We start from the raw sequence: 25,229 nt of genomic DNA on the forward strand, positions 1-25,229 counted from the left end.
TGTTGGCTTCAAGAGCTAAGTGGCATTCTATCACAAGGCGGATTTTGTGGTAAAAAAGGGCTGCTGAATTAGGGTGAATACCCAGTAAATCAGCTGCACTTCTAGCAGTAACTTCGAGTACAAAAAATTCAAGCAGTCTTTTTTGAACTTTTTTACTTAGTTTACAATGGGTTATCTTCATAAAACTAGTATAACATGGTTGTTATTCTAGTACAGCCCCATTTTTTATCAGATGGGTACGTTTACCAAGTATGATGATTTGGATAAATTTGACCATACTTGTCCAGAAAAATTATTTGATTGGGTGTATGGCACGGTGCATGCGGGTGTGAGTGTGATTGAAAAACCCAGTTGTTGGCAACGTTTTAAAGCATGGCTGTTGAGAGGTTGATGATGGATACTAAAGATAGGGAAGTGGAGCAATATGTCGGCTACGGCATGATTGGTACTCCAGATGGTTTTCAAAACAGCTGCGCAGGCGCGCGCGAAATTATTGATTTGGTGCAGCAGCGCGACCTAACGGGTGAGGGTGCCAGATCTTTTCATTCTGAGGGATTTTTTGCTGAGTCTGACTCTCTTCCGACGTTGTATTGTATGCAGCAACAATATAATGAACAAATCGGTTGGATTGACAGCATTGCTCAGTACCACCCATTTCGCCAAAAAGGCTCGTATCGCTCAGATACATATTTGGGGGCGTTTATCGGAGTGGCGAATGCGTCTTTGGGTCAGGCAAATAGCCAGCGAATTTTTGAGGTTTTGAAATCGCTGGTCATGCATCAGCTTGGGAATTTTGTTGATTTTGGCAACAAGGCGTATACAAAAAACCTTGCGGGTAATTCATGTCCACCGGTGGATTTAAAAGGGTGGGAGTATGTATCAACCAACTCGGTAATTAATTCAGGTGATAAAGAGCTGTTTATTCCTTTGGCTGTAGATGAGGACAAGCAGCAGGTGTTTAAGCTATTGCAAGCAGGTCGTTATACGGAGCGATATTCCAAAGTTTATTTTTCCAGTCATTCTAAGATTATAGCACATTTTCAAAAAATTCCATCTGTTGATAAAAGAAGCATTGCTGAATTGCGTGTGTTTGCAGAAGATGCGCAGGTGTATATGCTTATGGCTGTCAATAGTCAAATCGAGAAGCAGCAATTAGAAAACGAGCATCAAAGAAAACTCCGTCAAGTAAGAGATGAGTGTCAAATGCAAACCGAGCAAAAGTTATACAATGCAAATCTTGATAGTAAGAAGCAGATTGATGCTCTGAACAATCATTGCAATCAGCTTGAAAACGAAAAGAATGAGCTAAACGATAAATTGCAGCAATATCAATATCTTGCCAATATGAACAAACAAGAGATAGAAGCTGTGCTTTTGCCGTTGCGAGAGTCCATTCAAAGACTTGTGAACATGGCTCAAGCCCCAACTGCGCCAAATTATGGTGCGCAAAGCGAGGATGGGGGCAAGATTGCTTTGTCAAAAAATGCACTGCAATCAGGTGGCGGCAAGTGGAGTGTTTTGACATGGGGTGTGCTTGCTGCTGTTATTATTGTATTGATGATGGCGATCGGTGCTTTTGCTCTAAATAATGGCGATGCCAAAAAGTTAAGATTCGAGCAAGAAAAAGTGAGCAAACTTGAAGCAGAGGTTGCAAAGCTAAAGACGGAAAACGAGCAGCTTAAGCATGATAAAACCCAGCTAGAAAATGAACTAGGTAGCACAAAATCGATTGTTGATAGCTTTCCTAAAGTTCCTTAATCATCGTCAAACAAAAACAGCCACGCAATCACGCTGGCTGTTTTATTATTTATCTACCTGTCAGCTGTCCAGAAATCCAGCGTTTGACGGGCGGCAGATGATTGCTGATGCGCAAGGCAGCGTCTCTTAGCAGGCGTGCTGGCGGTGTGTTATTGGTGAAAAGCGTTACCATCGCATTGGTACCGTGATACAGCGGACGTGTGTGTCTTTGGTGTATGCGGTCGTATTTGGCAAGCAAAGCAGGCGCAGCGATGTCTTGGTGAGATTTGGCGGCTTGTAAAATCAAAGGCGCAAGCGTGTCGGCACTTGCCAAGCCAAGATTGTAGCCGTGCGCAGTTACAGGGTGCATACCCACCGCCGCATCGCCAATCAGCGCAGCACGCGGTGCGACAAAGGTCTTGGCGTGTACGCCCATCAGCGGATAATGATGAACGCTGCCAGCGATGCTAAGCGCACCAAGTTTGTCATTCATCATGCGCTGCACTTCGGCGGTGAGCGCTTCTGGCGACATGGCAAGCAGCTCGGCAGCTTGGGTGTTATCAAGGGTAATGACGCAGTTGGTGAGTGTGTCGGTCAGCGGCAAAAGTGCCAGCGTACGCCCATAGTAGAAACATTCTTGGGCGGTTGCGCCATTAGATAAAGGGTGCGACACACGAAACACAATCACTGTGCGCCCAAAGTCATTCATCTCCGCACCAATGCCAAGCGTACGCCGCACAAAGGATAAACGACTGTCTGCGCCGATGAGCAGGCGCGCACGAATGGTGTCGCCATTATCCAGCACCACTTCGGCAGCTTGGCTGTCGGTTTGCACACTTTTTACGGCAGCGCCCGTTAAAATTGTAACGTTATCCAGCTCACGCACTTCATCGTACACCGCTTTTCTGATGTTGTGATTAGAAATCAGATTGCCCAAGCGGTCAATGGACGACAGCAGTTTTAAATCTTTTGGTACTTGAAAATGCAGCGCATAATCAGACGTGCCGCTGTACACTTTGGCGTCTTTTAGGCGGTAAATGTCGTCTGGATTGATGCGTTGCCACACGCCAAGATTTTGTAAAATCTCTTTTGAGTGGTGCGTTAGGGCGATTTCACGGCCGTCATAAGCAGGATTTTCAATGGCGCTCAGCGTTGATTTCTCAACGATAATCAGGCGCAAATCACTGCCTTTAAAATAACGTGCAAAGGCAAGCCCAGCAGGACCTGCGCCAACAATCACGATGTCGCTGTGGTGTGTGTGGTTCATAAAATCGCCTTAAAACTGCCCCCAAAATCACCCTAAAATTACCCCGAAACTATCCAAACGTTTTGGTGCGTTATCGTCCGCCCAGCGAAGAGTGCAGAGCGCATCTACTTTGGTAAATTTGCCAAAGGGGCTTAATTATTTGTATGTGTTATTTGTATTTTGCCATTTCGTTTTTGACGGCTGTTTGTAGCCAAGCCTTCAAATCGTCCGTCAGCTGCGCAAAATGCTCACCCAAAAAATCATCAATCTGCGCTGATAATTTGCTGGTAATGCGTGCTTCCACCGCTGCCAAATCTTGCGGATTAAAGTGCGCTTCGCCTGCGTCTGATAAAGGCGTGGTGTCAATGTTTTGCACAAACTTTTTGGCAGGCGCGCTCTCGGTTTGCTGCGTTTGCAAAAGCTCGCTCACCGTGCGCCCAAAATCAGGGTTGGTGAAGGCGTAATCTTTGGCGGCAATGTCGCTGCCCATCATGTGAATGATGTCGCTGAGTTCTTGATGAAAGGCTTGTTTGACAGCGGCAGGCGCGGCAAGCCAGCGTTTTTGAAATTGCAAAGTGGGTGAGAAAGTTGCCATAATGTGTCCTTGATGCGTTCTTGGTGCGTTTTGGTTTGGTTGCCAAATGCGTATTTTAAATAAGTGTGCGTTTGTGATTTGCAAATGCAATTATTGAGCCGAATTTGCAAGCGTCATTAAAAGCATATTAAAACTTTTGCCAAATTTGATGGCTTGTCATTGCCATTGTAAACCAAATATTTTAATTGTGAAAGTGTGCGAAAGTATCATAAGCCCAGTTTTTGATAGGCTTCGCTTTTTACCACGCTAAAGCCTTTGCTGTTTGGGTTTTCAATGACGAACAGTGCCTTGATGTTTTGGGTGTTGGCAAGGGCGAGTGCTTCATCATAAGGCAAGGCGGTGAGTGCCGTTGCCCAGCCGTCCGCCAGTGCGGTGGTGTCTGCCAGCACGGTAACGCTTGGTGCGCTGTTTGCCACAGGGCTGTCGGTGCGTGGGTCAATGGTGTGGCTGTAGCGCACGCCATCATATTCTATGGCGTTGCGGTAGCCGCCAGACGTTGCCATGTTCAGCTGTCCGTCTGTTTGCGTGATGGTGGCGATGATTTCACGGTTGGCGGTGGTGCTGTCTGCGATGGGTGCGTCCACCGCCAGCGTCCACGCTTGGGATTTAGCATTTGTGCCACGGCTTGCCACTTCGCCGCCGATTTCCACCAGATAATCTTGGATTTGGTAGTCGTCATGCAGCACTTGGGCGATGACGTCCACGCCATATCCTTTGGCGATGGCGGAAAAATCCAGACCCACGCCAGCGTGCGTTTTGCTAAGTTTGTCGCCATCAAGCGCAACTTTATCCAGCCCTATGCTGTCTTTGACGGCGGCGATTTCGTCTTGGCTTGGCGGTGATTGCAGTCGTTCTACGCTAAATTTACTACCAAAGCCCCACAGCTCCACCAGTGGATAAACCGTTGGGTCAAAGCTGCCGCCACTTTTGGTGAAAATTTCACGGCTGTCTTGTAAAACCTTGATAAAATCTGCGTCTACCACCATCGGCTGATGTGCATCTAGGCGGTTAAATTTAGAAATGGTGCTGTCGTCCATGTAAGTGGACATGCTTTGGTTGATGGTGTCTAGGCGCGCATCAATGCTGGCTTGAATGGCGCTGATGTCGGCATTTGCAGGCACTTTAAAGGTGATGTGGTAGCTTGTCCCCATCGTTTGTCCTTCTAGGCGCTGATAGCTGGCTTGTTGGTTGATTGCGTCTGTATTAGGCGTGCAAGCGCTTAGCGTACCACACGCCAAAACAGCGCACAGCACGCTTGGTATAAAAGCGTGCTTGGCTGCAAAAATTTGGGTGAAATTCATGCGTTCATTCCTTGTGCGGTCTTGGTTGCGCCTTGAGAATTTTGTGCGCTTTTATCGTTTTGGCGAGTGTAAGTGGTGAAATAAAATTGTACACCGCTTTTTTCATCGCTTTGCGTATCTGATTGCCAAGTCAGCACAAAATCTGATAAATCGGCAGGATAAAACGCATCGCCATCAACGCTCAAATCCACGCGCGTGATTTCTAAGCGGTCGGCAAGCGCAAGGCTTTGGGCGTAAATCTCGCCGCCGCCGATGATGAAAATTTCACTCAGTCCACGCGCGGCTGCGTCCACTTTGGCGTGAGCGATGGCGTCTGCCAAGCTGTGCGCCACCTTCACACCATCGGCTTGCCAAGTGGTGTCTCTGGTGATGACGTGATGGCTGCGTTTTGGTAAAAGTCGCCCCAAAGAATCAAAGGTTTTTCTGCCCATGACAATCACGCCGCCTGTGGTCAGCGTCTTAAAATGCTGCAAATCGGCAGGCAAATGCCACGCCAGCTGATTGTCCTTGCCAATACAGTGATTGCGATCGCAGGCGACAATATGCACAACATCAATATGCGTGCTGTCTGCGCTGTTTTTTTCGGTGCTATGAGTGCTTGTCATGGTTTGTTTGGTTTTAATTTGTTAATTTGGGCTGTCAAAATTACCAAATCTGCTTGGCTAAATCTGCTTTGGTTAAATCCGTTTTCTTAAATCATACCGCCACAGGTGCTTTGATGGCAGGGTGCGACTGATAATTTTCTACGCTGACATCGTCATAAGTGAAGGCGAAAATATCGTCAATTTCAGGATTTAGGCGCAGCTGGCTCAGTGGTAAAGTGTCTCGGCTCAGCTGCAGCTTGGCTTGCTCAAAATGATTGTGATACAAATGCGTATCGCCGCCCGTCCAGATAAATTCGCCCACGCCAAGCCCACACACCTGCGCTACCATGTGCGTCAAGAGCGCATAGCTTGCGATGTTAAACGGCACGCCCAAAAACACATCGGCGCTGCGCTGATACAGCTGGCAAGACAGCTTGCCGTCCGCCACATAAAACTGAAACAGCGTGTGGCAAGGCGGCAAAGCGACTGCGCTCGCTTCGGTAGGATTCCAGCCAGAGACGATAAGGCGGCGTGAATTTGGGTTGGTTTTGATTTCTTGGATTAGCCAAGCGATTTGGTCAAAGCCGTCTGACTTGTAGCTGCCATCGGTGTTTTTGCTTGCGCCAAAATTGCGCCACTGATGACCGTACACAGGCCCAAGCTCGCCTGCTGGGCGGTCAAAGCGTGCGGTTTGTTCAGCGGTTGCCCATTCGTCCCAAATGCTGACTTTATTGTCGGTGAGATATTTGACGTTGGTGTCGCCCTTTAAAAACCACAAAAGTTCCACCAGCACCGAGTGAAAATGCACTTTTTTGGTGGTGAGTAGAGGAAAGCCAGCCGACAAATCAAAGCGCATTTGATAACCAAAAACCGAGCGTGTGCCAGTGCCGGTGCGATCGCCTTTGTCTGTGCCATTATTTAAAATATGTTCAAGTAATTGTAAGTATTGTTTCATAAAATGCCTTGCGATGACGGCTTGTTGGGTGCTTGGGTTTATAAATGCGTTTGTGAATTTATCTTTAGTCAATCAATGGCTAATCAGTTTTGCCAATCGTAAATGCGTTTTTGGCGTGCCATGACAAGCAAAATCACGCCTGCGATAATCATCGGCAGACTGTAAAGCTGACCTTTGCTCATCCAGCCAAAAATCAGCGCATAACCGACATCTGGCTGACGGAAAAATTCGGTGATAAAGCGGCTGATACCATAACCCAGCAAGAACAGCGCCGACACCGCATAGCGTGGGCGTGGCTTGGCGCTAAACCACCACAGCAGCACAAACAGCAGCACGCCTTCGGTCAAGGCTTGGTATAGCTGTGATGGGTGGCGTGGCAGCAGGGCGTAGCCGTTTACCGTCTCGGCAAGCGAATGCAGCGAAGGATTGGCGTTTAGCAGCTCAAAATCTGCGTGCGCCGCCTGCGGAAATAGCATCAGCTGCGCAGCGCCACTGTCCGACACACGCCCCCACAGCTCGCCATTGATGAAATTGCCCAAACGCCCAAACAGCAAACCTGTCGGCACAGCTGGCGCAATAAAATCCAGCACGGTGAACGGTGCTTTTTTATACTTGTAGGCAAAATAGCACATGGCAACCAGCACGCCCACAAAGCCACCATGAAAGCTCATGCCGCCTTCCCACACACGGAATAAATACAGCGGATTGGCAAGAAATTCGCCAAAATTGTACAGCAGCACATAGCCAATGCGACCGCCCAAAATCACGCCAACCGCCCCAAAAAATATCAAATCAGACACCATTTCTGGCGTGAAATCGCCACGTTTTTTGGCACGCCAATGCATGATGCCATAAGCAAAAGCAAAGGCAAGCAAATACATCAGCCCATACCAATGCAGCTGAATGAAGCCCAAATCCAGTGCGACTGGGTCAATTTGTGGGTGGAGCATGGTCATAAAATGTCTTAGCGTTAAAAATTTGCTCTATTATAACGGATTTGGGCGTTGGATTGTAGTGCTACGGTGCTGACAGATGGATAAATCATGGAAAAATCAGACCAAAGCGGACGCTTGGCAATAGCTTAGCAAAATGATGGGAAAAATTAGGCGGTGGGCTTGGTGATGAATTTTAAACGATGAATTTTAAACGACAAAAACCGCCAAGCAGCCGACTTGTCCATTTTATAAATCTGACAAGTAAAATGCGTTGGCGGTTTGGCGGCTAAATCGCTAAGAAAATCTTAGGCTTGGATTTTTAGCTCGTTTTTTAGGGGTAATTCACGCACCAGTTCTTGCAAGGCTCTTTGGTACACGCCGCGTTTGAACGGCACAACTTGGTTTAACGGATACCAGTAGCTGACCCATTGCCACTCGTCAAACTCAGGTTTGGCGATGTCAAAGCGGATTTGCTGGGCGTTTTGTTCATCTAGGCGGAGCAAAAACCATTTTTGTTTTTGTCCGATACACAAAGGTTCTTGCCCTGTACGCACATAGCGTTTGGGCAGACGATAGCGCAGCCAGTCGCGCGTTACCGCCAAAACTTCTACTTGATGGGGCAGCAAGCCCACTTCTTCGTACAGTTCTCGATACATGGCATCAACTGGCGTCTCGCCATAATCAATGCCGCCTTGGGGAAATTGCCAGCTGTCATGCCCAATGCGCTTTGCCCAAAGCACTTGCCCTTGTGTATTTGCCAAGATGATACCGACGTTGGCTCTAAAGCCATCTGAATCAATCATGACGAAACTCTATATTTAGATTTTTTAAATGATAATCGTGCGCCAATCAAAATTTTTAATGACGCAGTAACTGTTTGCTATTAAACCAAATTTTTGCCAAAAAGTACACCATAAAATCATCTTTCTTGCCATTGACCGCCAAAAGTACGCCGAGCAGGCGGTTTTCATTTAAAGTGCTGGGCGGTCAGCCCTTGAAATTTTGGGCAAGGGTGTTATTATGATAGCAAGTTTATGCGCTGATGATTTGGCGATGGCGGCGTTTTAAAAAATGGCGTGGCGGATACATAAGCGGTGCGCAAGTTATCATCATTTTTGTCAATTTCATTAAGCGTTTTGTCAATAATTTTTCTAGCTTTATCAATAAGTTATCAATTTAAAATAAGGAAAAAACATGGCTGATATGAGTGCCAGTGTCGCTTGGCTAAAAAATGACGTGATTAACTTTGAAACCACGAGCGGCTCTGGGCATAAAGTGGTGATTGACTCAGCGCAGACGCTGGGCGCAAAGCCGATGGAGCTGATTTTGATGGGGCTTGGCGGCTGTGCCAGCTATGATGTGGTGAGCATTTTACAAAAATCACGCCAAGCCATTGACGATGTGCGCTGCGAAGTGAGTGCTAAGCGCGCCGACGCCATTCCTGCGGTGTTCACCGACATTCACCTGCATTTTGTGGTAACGGGCAAGAACATCAAAGAAGCGCAAGTTGCCAAAGCCATTGATTTATCGGCAGAAAAATACTGCTCAGCGTCAAAAATGCTTGCCGATGGCGGCGTGAACATCACGCACGATTATCAAATCATCGAGAGTGCGCAATGAGCTGGGTGGCGGCATTTTCGCCTGACATTTCGCTGGCAGTGTATGCCATGCTGGCGGCGTGCATTCAGCCGCTGCTGTGGGCGCTTTTGGCAAAAGTGGCGGGCGGTTTTCGCTGGCAAGACAACGAAAATCCGCGTGAATTTTTGGCAAAAACTAATGGCATGGCAGCCAGATTAAATGCCGCACAAGCCAACACCTTTGAAGGCTTGCCGATATTTTTGGCGGCGGTGATGGTGGCGATGTATTGCTTTGTGCCACAAAATGTGGTGAACGCTTTTGCGTGGCTGTATGTGCTTTTGCGCACGGCTTATGCGGCGTGCTATGCGCTGAATTTTGCCACGCTGCGCTCTGTGGTGTGGCTGCTTGGCATGATGATATGCGTGGCGCTTTTTGTGTTTGCGGCAATGCTGGTGTAATTTTGATGATGGGGCTTATGATGATAAGCCCTTTTTCTTATGAAATTTTTATCAAATTTTTGCAAGCCTGCTAATTTGCCAATCTTGTACGGCTGACAAATTTTTTGTGAAATTTTAAAACCGCCCAGCAAAATAGCGTTTTAAGCCACGCAGCACAAGGTCTTGATGGATTGTTACATCAAAAGACAAATGCCTTGCGATGATGGGTGCGTCCCCGCCTGTGGCGATGAATTGGTGCGCAGGATAAGCACGGTGCAGCTCGTGGATTGCGCCCACGATGGACAGTAAAATGCCGTGATTGACCGCATCAAGCGTGGTGGTGGCAAGGGCGGTGCTGTCAATGTTGCCAGTTTGCACGTCAATTTGCTGCGTGCCAGCGTACAGCGCCTGTCTTTGTAGGCGTGCGTTTGGGAAAATATAGCCACCTAGATGCACACCATCACTGATGACGTCCAGCGTCATTGCCGTGCCGCAGCCGATGACGCATTGATTGACGGCAGGTTTTGTCACGCCCAGCATTTGCAGCCAGCGATCCACGCCCAGCTGGTCTGGCGCATAGCGACTTTGCAGCACAGGGTGGGCGGCATTGACGTTGGCAAATTCATAAGCAATGCCCATGGTGTCTAAGATTTCGGTAACCTGGGCGTTGATCTCTTTGCCCAGCACGGACGAAATGCCGATGAATTCAGGCTTTAGGCGCATGAATTTATCCGACAAGCCCAGCAAAAGCTCGGCTGGGGCTTGCAAATGCAGGCGTGCGTCATGGTCAAGCAGGCACTCGCCATTCATCAGCCAGTATTTTAGGCGTGTGTTGCCAAGATCAAGCCAAAGTTGCGACATGGTGGGATTTTTTCCGTGTGGATTTGGTGTGAGTTTGGGTGTAACTTAAAACGATTTGCCAAGCAAAATTGTGTAAGTCGTACTTAAAAAGCATAAATTTTTGAACTTAACAAAGTGCGCATTGTAGCAAATTTTGCCAAAACTTGTGGTGATTTTGTGTTGCAGTGTGTTGGCTTTGTGTGGTTTGGCGTGTCAGTTTGCATGAAAAGTGATTTTGTTAATTTGCTCGTCTTTTTATTTATCAAGTGAATTTATCCAGCGCATCATCAAACAAGCTGCACCGAACCTGCAAAGATGGGCGTTTGCACACCGTCTTTGGCAAACAGCAGCGCGCCATCGTGATTGATGCCTGTGCAAGTGCCGATTTGTGCGTCTGACGGTGTGTGCGGTGCGCCATGTAGGGCGATGGGCTGATTGTGCAGCAGGTGTAGGGCGTTAAATTCTGTGATGAATGCCGTCATTTGGCTGTCATCATGGGTAAGTGTGTTGCAGCGCGCCAGTGCAAGTGCAAGAAGCTGCGTCAGCGGTGCGTACATTTCATGTGCGCTGGGGCAGGCGATGCCGCTATTTGCCAAAATTTCGCTAAGGCTTGTGGCAAAATAAGGCATGGCGTGCGTGCTTTTAAGCGCAGGCGTGGTGCGTACGTTTAGCCCAACGCCAATCACCACGCCGACAAGCGATTTGGCTTGCTGGCAAAACACAGGCTCAATCAAAATGCCTGCTAGCTTGTGAAAGGTTTTTTGCTGATAATAGCCGATGTCGTTTGCCCATTTTACGCCGATTTTGGCAAGGTTTTTGGCGGTAAGGTTTTGCGTGGCGGCACATTCATTGTACTTGGCAATGCTTGGCAATTGGCAAATTTGCACGCCAATTAACAGTGATAATACGCCTGATAAACGCCCAAGCGATAAAGGATTGGGCGTGTTTTTGGCGTTTGTCATCGGCACATACAGCGACAAAAACACATTGCCTGCGCCATTTGCCCACGCTCTGCCGTGCTGACCTTTGCCTGCGCTTTGAGTGTCGGTGGTGAAAAGGTGGGGCAAATCCTGCGCCAAAGCGTGCGATACCACAAGCTCAATCAAGGCGCTGTTTGTGCTGGCGGTGTGAGCGGTGTGAATGTGGCGGTGCTTGAGTAAGTCTTTGACCGCCAAATCCAAATCTGGGCTGTGCCATGGGTATTGATGTGTGTGCAAGCCAATTTTCCTAAAAATAATACAAAAAGCGCAGCAGTGTAAAAAGTGGCGCAAAATTGCGTTATAATAGCACATTTGACCGTGTGCGGTGAACGTAAGTTTTAAAAATGATAATGGCAGTGCGCCTAAAAAAGGTGATGATATGATGTATGCGTGGTTTGTGATTGCTGGGGCGTTTGCTGGCGTGTGCGCTGGGCTGTTTGGCGTGGGCGGCGGCTTGATTATCGTGCCTGCGCTGGTGTGGATTTTGTCTGCTTATGGCATGCCAAGCGATGTGGTGGCGCACGTTGCGGTGGGGACGGCATTGGCGACCATCATTTTAACGTCCATCAGCTCTATGAGTGCGCACCATCAGCGTGGCGGCGTGCGCTGGGAGATTTTTCGCCACATGGCAAAGGGGCTGGTGCTGGGCAGTCTTGTGGGGGCGTGGATTGCCACGATGATTGATGGTAAGTCTTTGCAAGCTATCATTGGCGGTGGTGCGGTTTTGATGGCGATTAAAATGCTGTTTTTCCCCAATCAAGAAAATCCCAACCGACCCACGCCAAAGCCTTATGCGCTGGGTGCGGCAGGCGTAGGTATTGGCATGCTGTCGGCGATTTTTGGCATTGGCGGCGGCAGCTTGACCGTGCCGTATTTGTCGCATAATGGCGTACCGATGAAGCAGGCGGTGGGGACGAGTGCGGCGTGTGGCTTACCGATTGCCATCGCTGGCGCGGCTGGATTTATGTGGTTTGGGCGTGTGTCGGTGGATAATTTGGCGGTGGAAGGCACGATTGGCTTTGTGCATATTGGCGCATTTGTGGCGGTGAGTGTGGTAAGTTTTATCATGGCAAAAGTGGGCGCAAAACTTGCCCACGTCCTGCCCGCACAAACGCTAAAACGTGCGTTCGGCTGCCTGCTTTTGGTGGTGGGCTGCCAGCTGGTGTATAGTGGGGTGGTGGGGTGATTGCCCATCACCAAACGCCAAACATTTCGTGATTTGATTGAGTATTTTGATTTACCGCTTGATGGTCTCGGCTGTCAGGCGGTTTGTTTGTAATTGAAAGGCAAACTTGGCGTGGATTTTAAAACTTATTAAAACCAATTAAAAGCGAATTTTGTGATTTATCCGCCATTTGCCAAAATCTTTTACTAATTCTTTTGCCTAAAATTTCCCAAACCTTACAAAAATTTGCTAAACTAAGCAGTTTGTTTTATTTGCTTGGTTTTTGCTTTGTCATGCGCCTAAAATCCCTAAAATTAGCTGGCTTTAAATCCTTTGCCAACCCAACCACCTTTACTTTCAAGCACGACATCACCGCCATTGTCGGGCCGAACGGCTGCGGCAAATCCAACGTGATTGATGCGATTCGCTGGGTGCTGGGCGAGACTTCTGCCAAACAGCTGCGTGGCGGGGCGATGAGCGATGTGATTTTTGCTGGTGTGGAAGGGCGTGCTGGCAAGTCTTTGGCGAGTGTGGAGCTGACCTTTGAGCATACCCAAGATGAGACCACAGGCATTCGCCATGCGCTGAATTTATACCACGAGCTGACGCTGCGCCGCCAAGTTACCAAAGACGGTAAGTCGGATTATTTCATCAATGGACAGCGTGTGCGCCGCCGTGATGTGGTGGACGTGTTTTTGGGTACGGGGCTTGGCGCACGCAGTTATGCGGTGATTGAGCAGGGCATGATTGGGCGCATTGTGGAATCTAGCCCCATGCAGCTGCGTGAGTTCATTGAAGAAGGCGCTGGCGTGTCGCGTTATCAGGCGCGCCGTGAAGAAACCGAGAAAAAACTTGCCGAAGCGCGTGATAATCTGGAGCGGCTTAGCGACTTGCAAGGCGAGCTAAAAAAGCAGCAGCGCACGCTCATGCGCCAAGCTGAATCGGCGAAAAAATACCAAGAGCTGAATGCCGAGCTTGAAAAAATGCACAAGGAAGATTTGCTAAAACGCTTATTTGAAGCGTGGCAATATCACGAAACCAAAACCCAAGAACACACGGCGGCAAACGAAGGCTTGAGCGCACTTGAAACAGCGGTCAATAAAGCCAAAGCCGAGCTTGATAAGCTGTCGGCACGAGTGGCTGAAGGGCAGTGGCTAAAAGACGATGCCAAGGATAAATACCACAATGCGCAGATGGCAGAGCAGACAGCGCAGCACAATTTTTATACGGTAAATCAAGAACTTGGACAAGCGGACGAGAAAATCGCACGTCTGACGGCAGCCCAAAAACAAGCAGGCGAAGACGAAGCGCACGCCACCGCCGAGCTTGCCAAACTCACGAGTACATTGTCTTTGCTTGAGCCTGAACTTAGTGCGGCGGCAAACGAGCTAAAAACCGCCCAAGACAAACTTAGCGAGCATGAAAAGCATTGGCAAGGCGCACGCAGCGAAGTACAAAATTTACAAAACCAAAAAAACAGCCTAGAAAACGCCCAAAAACTTGCCGAATCTCAAAAGCAACGTGTGCTAAATTTGCGTGAAAAATGGATTGCCAAGCACAATGCGCTGATGACAAGCGAGCAGCCAGCTGCTGATGATGGCAAGACCGAAGAAGCGCTGAAGGTGCTGGATGGGCAAATTGCCACGCTGAAAGTGAAAATTGATGGCTTGCAGGACAATCACGAAGCCAAAAGCGCTTTTGATGAGCGTGCTAAGGCGTTACAGCTTTTGACAAGTGAGCAAACCGCGCGCGAAAAACGCCATGCCAGCTTATCCAGCGAGTACGACATTTTGCATAAAATGGTGTACGCCAAGCCAAATCCGCAGGCGCAAAACACCAACGCCAGCACGGATAAGGCAGCTTTGGCGCATTTGCCATTATTAAAAGACGGCTTGCGATTGACGAGTGCAGGTGAAAAGGTGGCAGGCGCGCTGGATGCGCTTTTGGGATTTTGGCTGGACGCACGTGTGGGCGTACCAGATGAAAAATCAAGCGTGCAGGCGCAGTTTGCTGCTGTGCTTGGTACGCCTGATAAAGACGCACCGACCGCTGTACTTGCCCAAACCAAGCCCTTTGCCACGCCCACGCAGACAGGCTTACTTGCGGTGAATACGCTGATTACGCCTGCGCTTGCGGCATTTGAGCGTTGCTATGTGGATGTGGACACTGCGAATAAAACGCCTGATGAGATTGCCGAGCAGTACGCAGGGGTGATTGGCGATGGTGGCGTGATTTTTACGCAGACAGGCTGGCTTGTGGGTGCGTTTGGTGCGCTGCACACGAGTAAATTTGGGCGCACGAGCGAAAACTTTTTGGCGCAAAAAGCCGAGCATACCAAGCGTTTGGCGGTGCTAGAAGATGAGCTGACTGCGCTTGAAGATGAGATGGAAGATAAGGCGCGCGCCATCAAGGATTTGACCGCTCAGCAAGAAGCGCAAAAAATCGCCCTAGAAGAGCAAGCCGCCCAGCTGACTGCCGCCACGGCAAGTTTGCACAAGGCAGAACAAGAGCGCACGGCACTGACAGCCAAGGCGCAAACCGAAGCCATCAAGCGAGAAAATTTCGCCAAAACTAAAGCTGCGCTGGACGAAGAAAAAACTGAAATTCAGCAAGAATTAAAGCAGCTGGACAGCGAGCTTACCGCCACTCAAGAAAAACTGGCGGCAGAGTTGCCACGCTATGAGCAGGCGCAAAAATCGCTGGAAACGTTAAGCCTGCGCATTGATGAGCTAAATGCAGCCGCCAAGCGTGCCAGCGAGACACACCAAGCCTTGCAGTTGCAGCACGGCACCTTAAGCCAAAATAAGGCGCACACCGAAAGATTGCTGGCGCTTGCCAATAAAAATGCCGCCCAAGCCAATGACGACATCATCGCTGTCAAAAAGGCGCAAGAGCAGCTGACCGCTAAATTGCCTGCGCTGGAGACGGCATTTAAAGACGCCAAAGCACTCACCGCTGCAGCAAAAATCGCCAGCGAAGAGCATGAAGCTGCCGCTAAGGCATTGCAGCTGATGCAGGTGAAATTACAAGAAAATCTCACCCAAGCACACGCAGATTTTGCCAAAGCGCAAGCCGAAACCGCCCAAATCAGTGCCGATACGGCAGTGGGTCAAAGCCGCTTGCAGGATTTGAGCGATGAAGTGGCAAAACTTGACGAAAGTTTTCATCTGGACGCATGGCTGGTGGACGTGCGTGCCAAACCGCCCAAATTCAAGGATAACAGCGCACGCATTGACGCCATCAAGGCAGAAATCACTAAGCTGGGTGCGGTGAACCTAGCGGCAGCGGCTGAGCTTGCCGAGCTTGAAGAGCGTGTGTCGCCGATGGACGCACAAATCACAGACATCACCGCCAGCATGACTAAGCTGCAAGACGCAATTCGTGCGATTGACGAGAAAACCAAATCGCTGTTTTTGACGGCTTTGGATGCAGTGAATGCTGAGCTCAACGCACTGTTTTCTAAGGTGTTTGGCGGTGGACAAGCAAGCCTTACGCTGATGGAAGATGAGACGCTTGCCAAGGCGGATCGCTGGCGTGCGGGACTTGTGCTGATGGCGCAGCCAAAGGGCAAGAAAAATTCACGCTTGGCGGTGCTGTCTGGCGGTGAGAAAACCTTGACGGCATTAAGTTTGATTTTTGCGATTTTCAAGCAGCACCCTGCGCCATTTTGTGTGCTGGACGAAGTGGACGCACCGCTTGATGACGCAAACGTGGGGCGTTTTACAAGCCTGATTCACGAGCTTGCCGACAGCGTGCAGTTCATTTTTATCAGTCATAACAAACTTGCCATGCAGATTGCGGACGAACTCAAAGGCATTACCATGCCGACCGCTGGCATTTCCAGCTTGGTAACGGTGAACTTAGAAGAAGCGGAAAAATACCTTGAGCCTGACGCTTGAATCTAGATTGAAAAATTGCTTGAAATTGGACTGAAAACCGCTTGAAATTGCTTAAAAAATGACAAAACCGCTGGCAAGTTTTGTCATTTTAAAAACCTATTAAAAACTACGCCAAGCGTGAAATTGACACTTGGCGCAAATTGCGATGTAAAAGTTTAAGAGTAAAACCAAAATCATGCGCCATCTTTGACCCATTCGCCAAAGACGGTGCGCAGTTTGGCAAGTTTTGGCGGAATGGCGAAATTGCAGTAGCCTTGTTCTGGGTTTTTGGCAAAGAAATCTTGATGGTAGTCTTCTGCCGCATAAAATTTGGGCGCAGGCTCAATGCGTGTAACGGCGTTGATGCCAAGTTTGCCAAGCTCGGCAAGTTTTTGCTTGATGATGGCAAGCTGAGCTTCATCGGTATAAAAAATCACCGAAGCGTACTGCGTGCCGATGTCGTTGCCTTGGCGGTTTGGCGTGGTGGGGTCATGCGTGGCAAAAAAGATGTCCAGCAGCACATCCAGCGACACCACGCCATCATCAAACGCCACGTCAATGACTTCAACGTGTCCTGTCTCGCCTGTGCAGACGCTTTGATAATCGGCGGTGTGTGCACTGCCGCCTGCGTAGCCTGCGGTAACTGCACTGACGCCACGCACGCGCGAAAAGACGCTTTGGGTGCACCAAAAACAGCCGCCACCTAGGATAATTCGTTGCATAATTACTCCAGTTTTTATTCAGTTTTTAAATTTGATGAAATGGTTGTAATAAAACCGCTGTGATGAAATTATTTTGATAAAGGTTTTGAAATTTTGGCAAATTTTATCGCAATTTTAATCAAAGTTGCAGCCAACTTTATATGTAAATTTAAAATTGTGCGTTGCCGCACTGTAAATCAAAAAATTAGCATAAATCAGCGATTAGCATATCATAAACCACCGTAAACCGTAAACCGTAAACCACCATGAACCACGCTCGCCCAGACACTTTATTTACTACGCCTTTGGACAAAGACGCACGCTTTTCTTTTGATGAAAATGTCGTGGCGTGCTTTCCTGATATGATTCGCCGCAGTGTGCCGGGTTATGGGCAGGTGCTGTCTATGTTGCCGATTTTCGCCAAGCGGCACTGCCATTTTCGCCAAAGTGCAGGCGAAAGACGCTTTAGTCGTGTGTATGATTTGGGTACGTCTTTGGGGGCGGTGCTGTTTTCGTTGGCGGCAGAATTTGGCGAGCAGGATTTACAGATGATTGGCGTGGACGTCTCAAAACCCATGACTGACAAGGCACGCACGCTGCTTGACGCGCATTATCCCAATCATGACATCACGCTGATTACCGATGATGTGTGCGATGTGGCACTGGAGCCGTGCGATTTGATTGTGCTAAATCTCACCCTGCAATTTATTGACCCTGCCAAGCGTCTGGCACTGCTCACCAAATGCCATGAAGCACTTGCCAGTGGCGGCATTTTGATTCTCACTGAAAAAACGCACCTGCCAGATGAGCAAAATGACGCTTGGCAAGTGGAGCGTTATTATGATTTTAAGCGTGCCAACGGCTACAGCGAGCTGGAAATCAGCGGTAAGCGTAATGCCTTAGAAAATGTGCTGATTACCGACACGCTAGAGCAGCACCACGCAAGGCTAGAAGCGGCTGGCTTTATGCGCCAAATGACATGGTTTCGTTTTTTAAACTTTGCGTCCATCATTGCTTTTAAGTGATTGATTTTAAATTTATTTTTATATTTTTTGGAAATGGTTTGTTTTTGAAAACGGCTTTGTAACATATTTTTAAGCTAATCGCTTTTAAGTAAAACCATTTTTTAAAATCAACCACTTTTAAAAAACCAATTTAACAACCAACAAAAACACCTTATGACCAACAACACCATTTTTGCCGCCGAGCAAGCCTTGTATTTGCATTTATTACAAACCAGCAAGCACCACCCAAAAGCGGGTGAGTGGCTTGCCAATTTGCCGTCTTGGCTTGCTGCCATCAAGGATAAAAGCCGCTATGCGCACGCACCGTTTTATGCGTCTGCCGTTGCCAGATTGCCTGTCATCACGCCACAAAGCGTGGATTTGGCGGACGAATTTTGCGTGCGTTTGGCGTGGGAGCAGGGCGATTATCGTAAAAGCGAAAGCCTGCTAAAAAACCTGATGCCGTGGCGCAAAGGGCCGTTTTTTATTGGCGATGGCGCGGATAAGCAAATCCACATTGACACCGAATGGCGTTCGGATTTTAAATGGCAAAGAGTGTTGCCGCACATTGATTTGACAGGCAAGCGTGTGCTGGACGTGGGCGGCGGCTCTGGCTATCACGGCTTTCGTATGCTGGGCGCAGGCGCAAAATCGGTGGTGGTGATTGATCCGTCTTGTTTGTTTTATCATCAGTTTATGGCGGTCAAGCACTTTGCAGGTGTGGATTTGCCCGTGCATTACATTCCTGTGCCGCTTGAGAGTTTGCCTGCCAAAAGTGAGCTGTTTGACACGGTGTTTAGTATGGGTGTGCTGTATCATCGTGCGTCGCCTTTTGAGCATTTAGAGCAGCTAAAAGGGCAGCTGCGAGCAGGCGGTACGCTGGTGCTGGAGACGCTGGTGGTTGATGGCGATGAGCGCACGGTACTTGTGCCACAAGACCGCTATGCGCAGATGAATAATGTGTACTTTTTGCCAAGTGTGGCGGCGCTGAGTCTGTGGCTGACGAAAGCAGGCTTTCGTGATGTGCGCTGCGTGGACGTGGATACGACCAGCACCGATGAGCAGCGCGCGACTCAGTGGATGGATTATCATTCTTTGGCGGATTTTTTGGATAAAGACAATCCTGCTTTGACGGTAGAAGGTTTGCCTGCGCCAAAACGTGCGGTGATGGTGGCGGTGCGCTAAGTTTAACTTGGTTAAGTTTGGTAAATCCGCTTAAAAGCACGCACCCAAAACAAGCCTAAAATAAGCCGACAAATGATACAGTCGGCTTATTTTTTAAGATAAGAGTATCGTTAATGACAGTGCTGCCAATTTTAATGGGTGATTTGTACGTTTAAATTGCTCAATTTACGAGCGAGTAAGTCGCAAGCTAAATTGCTAAATGGTTTACAGTACCCAATGCTCCAGCACAAATTCAATCACTACTTTTGCTAAAAAGCCAAAAAATCCTGCGCCTAACGCCACAAAAATCCAAAACGTGCCTTGTCTGCCTGCGTTAGATTTTTTGGAAATATCCCACATGATAAAAAACAAAAACGCAATAAAAACAGGCAACAGCACATACAGCCCAAGCGTGGTGATGGTATCGGCAGAAATGGTCATGATTTATCCTGTGAATTGATGTGATGATGGCATTATATCACATTTGGCAGGCTTATTTGTCGGCTTGATGACGGATTGTGGCTGCGTGTGCTGATGATTTGTTACAAATTTTTTTGATGATTTCATCTTTTTATCATAAATGGCGGATTTTTCGTGCTTTATTTTTCCCCAAAATTATAAAAATTTGCTAAAATAGAAAGTTTGTAGCCATTTGCTTTTACATGAAAATGATTTGGCTACGGCTTTAATAATAATGCGCTGACACGCCTAATTTTTACGCCCATTTGTGGCTTTGATGTATTTTAAACCGATGTATTTTTAAACGTTGCCAAATCACTGGCAAAACCGTTTACCATTGGCAAAAGATGCGCCAATAAGACAAACCAAAATTGACAAGTTAAGATTGATAAGACAAACCGAGAACACAATGACAGCACAAACCCAAACCGACCCACAGCTTGCGGCATTGACCGCTTTGTTTCAAGCAACGCTAGATGAGCTTAAGGCAGATGGCACGTTGCCTGCCGATTTTACGCCGCCGATTTCATTGGTGCGCACCAAAGACCCTGCACATGGCGATTTGGCGTGTAATATCGCCTTGATGAGTGCCAAAAAAGCGGGCAAAAATCCGCGTGAGCTTGCCGAGCGATTCTTGGCAGGGCTTGAAGCGTCTGCTTTGGTGAGTAAGGCGGAAGTGGCAGGCGCAGGCTTTATCAATGTGTTTTTGAATGCGGGCGCAAAATTTGCCGTGCTGGACGATGTGTTTGCACGCGCGGAGCGTTTTGGCTTGTCTGATGTCAATCAAGACAAAAAAGTGCAGGTGGAGTTTGTCTCCGCCAACCCAACATCGTCTTTGCACGTTGGGCATGGACGTGGTGCGGCGTACGGCATGAGCGTGGCGAATTTATTAGAAGCGACTGGCTTTGAAGTGTGCCGTGAATATTATGTCAATGACGCAGGCCGCCAGATGGATATTTTGGCGACGTCCACTTATTTGCGCTATTTGCAGGCGTGCGGTGAGCGTATTACTTTCCCGACCAACGCTTATCAAGGCGACTATGTGGCAGAATTTGGCAAAACATTGCACGCCCAATATGGCGACACTTACCGCCAAGCGGCGGACGCTGTGTGGTGCGATGTGCCAGCGGACGCAGTGTACGAAGTGCAAAATGGCGAAAAAGTGCTGATTTCTGGCGATAAAGAAGCGCACATTGACGGCTTGATTGCCAACAGCAAAGCGCTGCTTGGCAAGGACGGCTACGATGTATTCCTTGAATATGCCTTGAATAATATTTTAGATGATATTAAAGAAGACTTGTCAGAATTTGGCGTGAATTTTGAATGTTGGTATTCAGAGCGCACGCTGGCTGATAAGATTGAATCAGCATTGCAAGTGCTTGATAATAATGGCTATTTGTACGAAAAAGACGGCAATGTGTGGTTTCGCTCTACCGAATTTGGCGATGAAAAAGACCGTGTGGTCAAGCGTGCCAACGGACTTTTGACGTATTTTGCGTCTGACATTGCCTATCACAAAGACAAATTTGACCGTGGTTTTGACACGGTGATTAACGTGTGGGGCGCAGACCATCACGGCTACATTCCGCGTGTCAAGGCGGCATTGCAAGCGATGAACATTGACCCAAATCGCCTTGAAGTGATGCTGGTGCAGTTTGTGGCTTTGTATCGTGGCGAAGAAAAAGTGCAGATGTCTAGCCGTTCTGGGCAGTTCATCACTTTGCGTGAGCTGCGTGAAGAAGTGGGCAATGATGCGGCACGTTTTTATTATGTGGCACGCACGCCAAATGTGCATATGGATTTTGACCTTGAGCTTGCCAAATCGCAAAGCAAGGACAACGCAGTGTATTACATTCAGTACGCCCACGCGCGCATTTGCCGAGTGCTAGAAAAACTTGCCGAGCTTGGTTTGGCGGTGGATTTGGTGGCTGGCAAGGCGCACGAAAATCTTTTGACTGGCGAGAGCGAAGGCGAGATTGTGAAGCTGTTGTCCGCTTATGGCGAGAGCGTGCTGCGTGCGGCAAATCAACGTGAGCCGCACGTTTTGACCAATTATCTTAAAGATTTGGCGGCACTGTTCCATGGCTGGTATAACGAAGAGCGTATTTTGCCAAAAGAGCTGGCAAATGGTGCGGCAAGCGATGATGAGCTGGCGTTAATGCAGGCACGTTTGCGTCTGTCTTTGGCGGTGAAGCAAGTGCTGGCAAATGGCTTGACGCTGCTTGGCTTGTCTGCGCCAGAATCCATGTAAGGGCAGCGTTATGAGTTATAAACACAAGCCGTCAGCGGTGTACAAAGAAACAGAAGCCAAGCGCAGTTCTGGCTTGGCGAGCCTTTTGTGGATGTTTGTTGGTGCGCTGATTGCGGTGATGATTGCGGTGTTTGTGTACTTGTCGCCCTTATTTGACGGCTTTCGTAACACGGTGGTGATTGAGCCAGAAACGCCTGTTGTGCCGATTGAGCAGCCGAGCGAGCCTGCGCCTGAGTATGAATTTTACGACATTTTGCCGCAGCAGGAATTTAGCAGCGTGCCACAAGGCGTCAGCGTGCAAGAGCAAGTTGGCGGTGTCAGCGAAGGTGTGCCTGTGGATGCGGTGGTGCGTGGCAGCGACAACGCCCAAGAGCCTGCCGAGACCATGCAAATTGACATCGTAGAAGAAGACGCAACTTACGACGACGCAAATGATGGCACTGATAATGATGGCGCAAACCGCCAAGAAGTATCAAATGCGCAAGCTGCTGCGCCACAAAGCAGTCAGCCAAGCCAAAAAGCAGAGAAAAGCACACCAGCAACGACGTTTATTTTGCAAATTCGCAGCTACGAAAGCGCAGAAGAAGCCGACCGCAAGCGTGCTGAAGTGCTGATGGCAGGCGTGGATGCGGTGGTGGTGCGCCGCAGCGACCAAAACAGCACCATCTATCAAGTGGTGTCTGTGCCGATGACAAGTCGCAGCGAAGCGAGTGCTGCGATGAGCCGTTTGCGTGATAATGGCATTGACGCCTTGGTGGTGGAGCAACGCCGTAAATAAGCGAAAATAAAAACCGTCATGGTTCTACAGGCTCACCACGAAGGGTTTTTTGGTACGCTTGTTATAAACGGTTTTTTGGTTTGATAAACTTACCACGCACGGCTTGTCAATTTACCAAAAACGCTTTTTGATTTGGCAGACTTTTAAACGACCATAAAAAAACAGCTCTGAAAATTCAGGGCTGTTTTTTTAATTTGCAGTTATCAAATTTTACAAATTGGTTTTGCAAATTGGCTTTTAAATTAGCTTAAGCAGCGCTTTTCATCTTTTTAACGCCAATGAAAATCGCCAAAATAATCAAGCCAGCCACAAGACCAATCACGCCATTGTACAAAGCTTCTGTCAAGCCGCCAAATACGCCTGACAATGCCGCCAAGTCTGCCGCTTGATGGTGCAGCACATCAACGCCATGTACCAAAATGCCGCCGCCCACCAAGAACATGGCAATCGTACCTGCGATGGATAAAAATTTCATCAGTTTTGGGGCGAATGCCAGCAAACCGCGCCCAAGTTTTTGGCTAAAACCGTCCGATTTATTCATCAAATGCACGCCAGCATCGTCCAGTTTGACGATGAGTGCCACCAAGCCATACACGCCAACCGTCATCAAAATGGCGATGGTCGCCAAAGACAGCGCCTTTGTGGCAAGCGTGGCAGCGGTCATCACGCCAAGCGAAATCACCACGATTTCTGCCGACAAGATAAAATCAGTACGAATCGCGCCTTTGATTTTTTCTTGCTCTAACGCCACCAAATCTTCGCCTTTGGCGTTGGCTTCTAGACGTGCTTGGTGCGCCTCTTCATCGTCCAAATCGTGCGGCAAAAGGTTTGGCGCAAATTTATGCACCACTTTTTCCGCGCCCTCAAAGCACAAAAATAAGCCGCCAAGCATGAGTAGCGGCGTGATGAGCCATGCCGCCACTGCGCTGATGAGCAAAGCAGCAGGCACCAAAATCAGCTTATTGACGAATGAGCCTTTGGCAACCGCCCACACTACCGCCAGCTCTCTGTCGGCACGCACGCCCGTTACCTGCTGGGCGTTTAGCGCCAAATCGTCGCCCAGTACGCCTGCGGTTTTTTTGGCGGCGACTTTTGTCAATACGGATACGTCGTCCAAAATGGTGGCGATGTCATCAAATAACATCAGCAAACTGCCAGCCATAATTTTCTCTCTTTTGATGATTTTTTTAAAATTGTCTTGAAATTCAAAGTACGCCAAGCTGTGCAATAAACCAATCATCGGCAAAACTTGGCAAACGCTGGGTATTATATAGATAAATGTGCGTGCGTTGTGTAATTTTTGGTAATGTGGTTTTAAATTTGAGTTGGTGTAGAGCGATTTTGATAAGATTTGCCAAGATTTTACCAAGCGGCGATGTTTTGCCAGTTCTCAACGCTCATAAAATGTGGCATAATAAGACAAGTTTATCAAGCGTTTGGGCGTTTGCCTAAGCGGTGTGATAGTTGAGATGTGATTTTTGCCGCTTTGGCGGTGTGATTAAGATTGGAGACGTTATGAAAATTCAAGCAATGCTTGGCGCGGTATTGGCGGCAACTCTACTGACCGCGTGTGGCGGCAGCGGTGTAAAAGCGGTGGATAAAGTGGCAGAAGCTGAAGCAGCAGCAAAAGCCAACGCCCCAAAAGCTGAAGAAATCAAATTTGCTGATGAAGGCACAGCACCTGTAGCCGCTGCTGTAGCCACTGCCGATGCAGACGCAGAAACCGCTGAAGCTACTGCCGAAGCTGCACCAGCCGAAGCGACCGTTGAAACCCAAGAAGCTGCACAATAATTAAGGCTTGTTGATGTGATATAAAACCCTGCTTTGGCGGGGTTTTTGTGCGCAAGTAAAAGTGCGTAAATATAAAATCGCAAAGCGTTTGATTGATAAACTTGCGGATAAATTAAAATTTTACTTGCTTTGAATGAATTTTATTGATAAAATGGCGAGATTGCTTTTTTATTATTTGGCTTTAAACTTATCACTTTAAGCCCATAAAAGCAATCGCAAAGATGAAAGGTTGTCTTTGTGTTTATTTTTTTCCGATCTGAGCTGATGCCTGCGCCCAAGACCGCAACGCTATATATGAATAACACAGCCTGATTGATGCCATCTGTCTTGAATTTTAGGAGTTTATCATGCCTTCAGTTAAGGTAAAAGAGAACGAACCAGTTGATATCGCAATCCGCCGCTTCAAGCGTGCTTGTGAAAAAGCAGGCGTATTGGCAGACGTTCGTAAAAAAGAATTCTTTGAAAAGCCAACTCAAGAGCGTAAGCGCAAAAAAGCCGCTGCCGTAAAACGCTACAAGAAAAAAGTATGGCGTGAGCAAATCCGCACTGTGCGCAAATACTAATTTGCCAGTGTTGGTTTGACCGGCATAGCATTGCGCTGATGATAAGCGCAGTCGCACGAAAACCCCAAGTCATTAAGATTTGGGGTTTTGTTTTTGGATGCGTTTTTTGAGTTTGTTTTTGAGTGCGCTAAGCGAGTAGGGTGCTGGTCATTAAAATGTAAATCAATATTACAAATTGCACTTTTGCCAATAATTTATCTTTTAATCACGAGTAAAATACGCTATCATATAGCATTTATCTTAGAATTTGTTTATTGTGCCAATTTGCGACCGCTTTTGCGGTTAAA

Annotated in this window: 22 protein-coding genes and 2 pseudogenes; 11 read left to right on the forward strand and 13 right to left on the reverse strand. The window is 48.1% G+C overall.

The features are described from left to right. Positions 1-181, reverse strand: a pseudogene (locus tag B0181_RS03095) (IS1595 family transposase); the annotation flags it as partial. 191 nt (positions 182-372) lie between these two features. Here B0181_RS03095 and B0181_RS03100 point away from each other — a divergent pair. After that, positions 373-1,758 carry a bZIP transcription factor gene (locus tag B0181_RS03100; protein ID WP_143821567.1) on the forward strand — a complete coding sequence of 462 codons (1,386 nt, stop codon included), beginning with the start codon at positions 373-375 and terminating at the stop codon, positions 1,756-1,758. Positions 1,759-1,807: 49 nt separating this feature from the next. On the opposite strand, the gene ubiM is transcribed toward B0181_RS03100, so the two are convergent. From ubiM to B0181_RS03135, 7 genes and pseudogenes are all read right to left on the reverse strand, one after another. Beyond that, complete coding sequence (gene ubiM / locus B0181_RS03105; protein ID WP_078276031.1) at positions 1,808-3,004, reverse strand: 5-demethoxyubiquinol-8 5-hydroxylase UbiM; 1,197 nt, start codon at positions 3,002-3,004, stop codon at positions 1,808-1,810. A 148-nt stretch (positions 3,005-3,152) separates the two neighbouring features. Next, the gene (locus B0181_RS03110) at positions 3,153-3,578 is read right to left on the reverse strand and encodes a hypothetical protein (RefSeq protein WP_078276032.1); all 426 of its coding nucleotides are present in this window, start codon (positions 3,576-3,578) and stop codon (positions 3,153-3,155) included. A 206-nt stretch (positions 3,579-3,784) separates the two neighbouring features. Further along, positions 3,785-4,879: an FAD:protein FMN transferase gene (locus tag B0181_RS03115; protein ID WP_078276033.1), complete on the reverse strand. Its 1,095-nt coding sequence runs from the start codon at positions 4,877-4,879 to the stop codon at positions 3,785-3,787. Positions 4,880-4,941: 62 nt separating this feature from the next. After that, a pseudogene (locus tag B0181_RS03120) lies at positions 4,942-5,484 on the reverse strand (dihydrofolate reductase); the annotation flags it as partial. A gap of 91 nt (positions 5,485-5,575) precedes the next feature. Then, positions 5,576-6,418 (reverse strand): thymidylate synthase, encoded by an 843-nt coding sequence (gene thyA, locus B0181_RS03125; protein ID WP_078276035.1) that lies wholly within the window; start codon positions 6,416-6,418, stop codon positions 5,576-5,578. An 83-nt stretch (positions 6,419-6,501) separates the two neighbouring features. Further along, positions 6,502-7,374, reverse strand: coding sequence for a prolipoprotein diacylglyceryl transferase (gene lgt / locus B0181_RS03130; RefSeq protein WP_078276036.1), 873 nt, complete (start codon positions 7,372-7,374; stop codon positions 6,502-6,504). 284 nt (positions 7,375-7,658) lie between these two features. After that, complete coding sequence (locus B0181_RS03135) at positions 7,659-8,156, reverse strand: RNA pyrophosphohydrolase (RefSeq protein ID WP_078276037.1); 498 nt, start codon at positions 8,154-8,156, stop codon at positions 7,659-7,661. A gap of 400 nt (positions 8,157-8,556) precedes the next feature. Here B0181_RS03135 and B0181_RS03140 point away from each other — a divergent pair, with 400 nt between their 5' ends. Both B0181_RS03140 and B0181_RS03145 read left to right on the forward strand, forming a co-directional pair. Then, positions 8,557-8,973 (forward strand): OsmC family protein, encoded by a 417-nt coding sequence (locus tag B0181_RS03140; RefSeq protein ID WP_078276090.1) that lies wholly within the window; start codon positions 8,557-8,559, stop codon positions 8,971-8,973. Next, positions 8,970-9,389, forward strand: coding sequence for an MAPEG family protein (locus B0181_RS03145; RefSeq protein WP_078276038.1), 420 nt, complete (start codon positions 8,970-8,972; stop codon positions 9,387-9,389). Before B0181_RS03140 ends, B0181_RS03145 begins: the two co-directional genes overlap by 4 nt. A gap of 114 nt (positions 9,390-9,503) precedes the next feature. On the opposite strand, the gene B0181_RS03150 is transcribed toward B0181_RS03145, so the two are convergent. Together B0181_RS03150 and B0181_RS03155 are read right to left on the reverse strand one after the other, a co-directional pair. Then, on the reverse strand, positions 9,504-10,229 hold the full coding sequence (locus B0181_RS03150; RefSeq protein WP_078276039.1) for a type III pantothenate kinase: 726 nt from the start codon (positions 10,227-10,229) through the stop codon (positions 9,504-9,506). Between the two features lie 266 nt (positions 10,230-10,495). After that, complete coding sequence (locus tag B0181_RS03155) at positions 10,496-11,425, reverse strand: biotin--[acetyl-CoA-carboxylase] ligase (protein ID WP_158078926.1); 930 nt, start codon at positions 11,423-11,425, stop codon at positions 10,496-10,498. 142 nt (positions 11,426-11,567) lie between these two features. Between B0181_RS03155 and B0181_RS03160 the strand changes: the two genes are divergently transcribed. Then, entirely contained in the window at positions 11,568-12,374 is an 807-nt protein-coding gene (locus B0181_RS03160) for a sulfite exporter TauE/SafE family protein (protein WP_078276091.1), read from the forward strand. A gap of 272 nt (positions 12,375-12,646) precedes the next feature. After that, on the forward strand, positions 12,647-16,252 hold the full coding sequence (gene smc, locus B0181_RS03165) for a chromosome segregation protein SMC (protein WP_078276092.1): 3,606 nt from the start codon (positions 12,647-12,649) through the stop codon (positions 16,250-16,252). A gap of 173 nt (positions 16,253-16,425) precedes the next feature. Here smc and msrA read toward each other — a convergent pair whose 3' ends face one another. After that, the gene (msrA, locus tag B0181_RS03170) at positions 16,426-16,953 is read right to left on the reverse strand and encodes a peptide-methionine (S)-S-oxide reductase MsrA (RefSeq protein ID WP_078276041.1); all 528 of its coding nucleotides are present in this window, start codon (positions 16,951-16,953) and stop codon (positions 16,426-16,428) included. 245 nt (positions 16,954-17,198) lie between these two features. Here msrA and cmoA point away from each other — a divergent pair, with 245 nt between their 5' ends. Then, positions 17,199-17,957 carry a carboxy-S-adenosyl-L-methionine synthase CmoA gene (gene cmoA / locus B0181_RS03175; RefSeq protein ID WP_078276042.1) on the forward strand — a complete coding sequence of 253 codons (759 nt, stop codon included), beginning with the start codon at positions 17,199-17,201 and terminating at the stop codon, positions 17,955-17,957. 153 nt (positions 17,958-18,110) lie between these two features. After that, positions 18,111-19,121 carry a tRNA 5-methoxyuridine(34)/uridine 5-oxyacetic acid(34) synthase CmoB gene (gene cmoB / locus B0181_RS03180; protein WP_078276043.1) on the forward strand — a complete coding sequence of 337 codons (1,011 nt, stop codon included), beginning with the start codon at positions 18,111-18,113 and terminating at the stop codon, positions 19,119-19,121. A 204-nt stretch (positions 19,122-19,325) separates the two neighbouring features. Here the strand turns inward: cmoB and B0181_RS03185 are convergent, their stop codons facing one another. Beyond that, the gene (locus B0181_RS03185) at positions 19,326-19,541 is read right to left on the reverse strand and encodes a DUF2788 domain-containing protein (protein WP_078276044.1); all 216 of its coding nucleotides are present in this window, start codon (positions 19,539-19,541) and stop codon (positions 19,326-19,328) included. Positions 19,542-19,968: 427 nt separating this feature from the next. On the opposite strand from B0181_RS03185, the gene argS reads away from it, so the two are divergent. Further along, positions 19,969-21,810 carry an arginine--tRNA ligase gene (gene argS, locus B0181_RS03190; RefSeq protein ID WP_078276045.1) on the forward strand — a complete coding sequence of 614 codons (1,842 nt, stop codon included), beginning with the start codon at positions 19,969-19,971 and terminating at the stop codon, positions 21,808-21,810. A 10-nt stretch (positions 21,811-21,820) separates the two neighbouring features. Then, on the forward strand, positions 21,821-22,588 hold the full coding sequence (locus B0181_RS03195) for an SPOR domain-containing protein (RefSeq protein ID WP_078276046.1): 768 nt from the start codon (positions 21,821-21,823) through the stop codon (positions 22,586-22,588). A 247-nt stretch (positions 22,589-22,835) separates the two neighbouring features. Here the strand turns inward: B0181_RS03195 and B0181_RS03200 are convergent, their stop codons facing one another. Further along, positions 22,836-23,750 carry a DUF808 domain-containing protein gene (locus B0181_RS03200; protein WP_078276093.1) on the reverse strand — a complete coding sequence of 305 codons (915 nt, stop codon included), beginning with the start codon at positions 23,748-23,750 and terminating at the stop codon, positions 22,836-22,838. A gap of 353 nt (positions 23,751-24,103) precedes the next feature. Between B0181_RS03200 and B0181_RS03205 the strand changes: the two genes are divergently transcribed. Then, a complete protein-coding gene (locus B0181_RS03205; protein WP_078276047.1) occupies positions 24,104-24,379 on the forward strand; it encodes a hypothetical protein in 276 nt (91 codons plus the stop codon). Between the two features lie 347 nt (positions 24,380-24,726). After that, complete coding sequence (gene rpsU / locus B0181_RS03210; protein ID WP_078276048.1) at positions 24,727-24,942, forward strand: 30S ribosomal protein S21; 216 nt, start codon at positions 24,727-24,729, stop codon at positions 24,940-24,942. The last annotated feature ends 287 nt before the right edge of the window (positions 24,943-25,229 follow it).

The organism is Moraxella caviae (assembly GCF_002014985.1).
Lineage (GTDB): Bacteria > Pseudomonadota > Gammaproteobacteria > Pseudomonadales > Moraxellaceae > Moraxella > Moraxella caviae.